Source organism: Bifidobacterium sp. (assembly GCF_051876855.1).
Taxonomy (GTDB): Bacteria; Actinomycetota; Actinomycetes; order Actinomycetales; family Bifidobacteriaceae; genus Bifidobacterium.
Genome location: NZ_JBJEIH010000035.1, coordinates 38491 through 41911 on the forward strand (window position 1 = coordinate 38491; position 3421 = coordinate 41911).

The window sequence follows — 3421 nt, forward strand, 5'->3', positions numbered from 1 at the left end:
GGTCATGCCGACGCGAGCCGTGCGACGAACACCGCCGGTAGCGTGCGCCCCGCAATCCTTGATGTCCGCGATCTGAATGTGACCATCGGCGGACATGCCGTATTGAAGCGGGTGTCTCTGCATGTCGATGCCGGCGAACGCGTCGGGCTGATCGGGGCATCCGGGTCAGGCAAATCCATGCTGGTCAAAGCGGTGACCGGGCTGCTGCCTCGAACCGCGTGCGTGGACGGCAACGTGACCATCGGCGGCAAACGGATTGACACCGTGGATGATGCGGAACTTGCGGATTTGCGCGGTCGATATGTCGGGCTTGTGTTCCAGAACCCCGGAGCGGCGCTCAATCCGGTGCTGACCGTTGAACAACAGGTCTGTCTGCCGTTGCGCCTGCATTATGATCTGGACGCCGATGAGCGGCACGACAGGGCGATGACCATGCTGGAACGGGTCGGACTGTCCGGAAGGCTCGCGGGCGCCTACCCGCATGAGCTCTCCGGCGGCCAACAGCAGCGTGTCGGCATCGCCACGGCGTTGATCACCTCGCCGCGGCTGATTATCGCCGATGAGCCAACCACCGCGCTCGATGCGATCGTGCAGCGTTCCATCATCGATCTGCTCGTTTCGTTGGTCGAATCGGCCGGGGCGTCGATGCTGTTCATCACCCATGATTTCGCGGTATTGTCGCGGGCGACCACGCGATGCGTCGTCATCGACGGCGGGCGTGTGGCCGAGACGGGAGGGACGGAGGATTTGCTTCGCGATCCCGGGGAGCCGGCGACACGCGCGTTGGTGCGTGCCGCGAAGCTGCTGACACTGGACACGGGTTCGGGTGCTGCGGGTGTTCGCTCGGGTGAGGGTTCCGGCGTGCAGTCGGGCTCGGGCTCTGGCTCGGGTGCCGCTTGTAGCGCGGATCGGAGGCGGTATCATGCGTGAGATGAATGAACAATCCGCGATTGAAACGCGGACGGGGCGTGACGGCCTTGCCGATACGAACGGCGGTGCCCCGCTGCTGTCCGTGCGCGGGATTGACAAGTCTTTCGGGCACCGCTCGCGACGGACCCAAGTGCTGTTCGGCGTGGATCTGGATGTCTCCGAGGGGGAGTGCCTGGCAGTGATTGGCGGGTCGGGGTCCGGTAAAACCACGCTGACACGGATTGCATTCGGCCTGGAACAGGCCGATTCGGGTACGGTCACGTATCGGGGTGAAATCTTGAGCGGAGTGCGTTCGCCGGGCATGATGCGCTTGAGGCATGAATCGGGGCTGGTGTTCCAAAACCCGTTCACCTCGCTCGATCCGCGTTGGACCGCCGGCGAATCGATTGCGGAAGGACTCATTGCAAGACAAGTCGGGCATAGAGCGGGCGATGGTGAGCAGCGAGCGGCATCGGAAGATATCGCCGGTGCGGTCCGCCAGGCGTTGACAACGGTCGGGCTTGATCCGGATGAGTTCGTCGGGCGGTATCCGGTCGATATGTCAGGCGGGCAGGCGCAGCGCGTCGCCATCGCGCGGGCGATAGTCGCCGAACCGCGCATCGTGCTTGCCGACGAGCTGATGAGTGCAATCGATGTGTCCGCGCGTGTCCAGATTCTGGAAGCGTTTTCGAGAATCCGGCGGCAGCGGCCGCGCACCGCCATGGTCATCGTCTCCCACGATATGGGGGTCGTGCAGCACATCGCGGATCGGATCGTCGTGCTTCACAACGGGCGGATTGAGGAGGCCGGCGAAACCGGTGAGCTGCTCGCACATCCGCAATCCGCCTACACGAAACAGCTCATCGATGCCGCCGCATGGTGACGCGGCGTCGGTCGTGGTCGTCACTGGATGGTGTCGTCCGCCGTATGGTTGCTGTCATCGTGGTGGTGCCGCCCGACAACCCTATCTAGCAAGTCGCTTCCCGTCATTTCTGCTTCTGCTGACGCTGAGACGCGGGTGAGCGTCGGCAGAAGCAGAAGGGGAGCGCAGTAATCACGAGCCGATCGCGGAATGGCGATGTGAACTATTTGACCACGGCGTTGAAATCGCTTCCAGTGGCGAACGAGGCGACCGATTGGAAGACCTGACGAGTCAGGTTGCGATACGCTTCCTCGTTGCGCCAAGCGACATGCGGGGTCAAGATGATGTCTGGAACCCGGCGCAGCGGGTCATCTTGGGGAAGCGGCTCATGCTCGAACACATCCAACGCGGCCTTCACATCCCCGCGGGCCAGACGCTTGGCAAGCGCACCCTGTTCGATGACCTCGGCGCGCGCGGTGTTGATGAACAACGTTCCGGGCTTGATATGCTCCAGCGATTGCGCGGTGACGATGCCTCTGGTGGCTGCGAGCAGCGGCATGTGCAGGGAAATGATGTCGGAGCGCTCGAACATATCGCCCATATCATCGACCGGTGTGACTCCGAGCCGCGAGACAGCGTCCTGGTCAAGATGCGAATTCCACACGAGTACGTTCATACCGAACCCTTGGAGCATGTGGGCGAACACCTGGCCGATGCCGCCGAATCCCACCAATCCGACCGTCTTGCCATGCAAAGCGTAACCGTCGGCGCCTTCCCAGCTGCCGGCATGCACTTGGCGGTTGAGATCGCCGACGTGCCGGGCGAGTTCCATCAGCAGTGCGAACGCGTGCTCGGCGACCGCATGATCGCCGTAACGCACGACGTTGCACACACGCACGCCGCGATCGCGTGCCGCCTGCAAGTTGATGTAGCTCGCGACGCCCGTGCCGCCGAACGCGAAACAACGCACGTGGGCGTCTTCGGTCAGGCGGTTGAAGATCGAATCGGCGACATGGAAGCCGATGACCATTACGGCGTCGGCGTCCTTGCAGCGTTCGACGATCGTGTCTTCATCGAGCGTGAAATCGCCGTACATGCGCAGGCGCACCACGTCGTGCAACAGGCTGATGTTTTCCTTGAAATACGGGATCATGGAGGCAACGACCACCGGCATGACCGCGAGCGGCAGATCAGTGCGTTCGGGCTGGGTTTCGATGATCGGCTGGATGTCGGCTGCGGCTGATGTTGATGTTTCGCTCATGCTTCCACCTTAGACGCACGCGTGCCAGCAGTGTTGCGAGAGCATTTCGATGCGTTGGCGTTGTGCCGGCAGTGTTGGTGCCGGTGGTGTTGAGGTTGGCGGTGCGGGGTTGCGGTGTCAGGAGTGTTGGTGCCGGTGGTGTTGGTGGTGGTGATGTTGGATTGCGGTGTCGGGAGTGTTGGTTGTGGGTTGGGTCGCGGTGTCGGGAGTGTCGGGAGTGTCGGGGTTGGTGGCCGGTGGTGCGGCATTGGTGTTGGTGTTCGGATGCGGTGGCTTCCCTCGTCCCGTACCTGGTTGTGAGTAGCGACTCACAACCAATGAGTCGTTCGTGCGGCAATGTGCATCGACCGCCCCGCACTGTAGTTGATTGTGAGTCGTCACTCACAATC

Annotated in this window: 3 protein-coding genes; 2 read left to right on the plus strand and 1 reads right to left on the minus strand. The window is 62.5% G+C overall.

Features of this window, described 5'->3' with window-relative positions:
• Positions 1–54 precede the first annotated feature (54 nt).
• Together ACI38B_RS02775 and ACI38B_RS02780 are read left to right on the plus strand one after the other, a co-directional pair.
• The gene (locus tag ACI38B_RS02775; protein ID WP_439729440.1) at positions 55–930 is read left to right on the plus strand and encodes an ABC transporter ATP-binding protein; all 876 of its coding nucleotides are present in this window, start codon (positions 55–57) and stop codon (positions 928–930) included.
• A gap of 1 nt (position 931) precedes the next feature.
• On the plus strand, positions 932–1792 hold the full coding sequence (locus ACI38B_RS02780) for an ABC transporter ATP-binding protein (RefSeq protein ID WP_439729441.1): 861 nt from the start codon (positions 932–934) through the stop codon (positions 1790–1792).
• Between the two features lie 202 nt (positions 1793–1994).
• Here ACI38B_RS02780 and ACI38B_RS02785 read toward each other — a convergent pair whose 3' ends face one another.
• Entirely contained in the window at positions 1995–3032 is a 1038-nt protein-coding gene (locus tag ACI38B_RS02785; protein ID WP_439729434.1) for a D-2-hydroxyacid dehydrogenase family protein, read from the minus strand.
• Positions 3033–3421 lie beyond the last annotated feature (389 nt).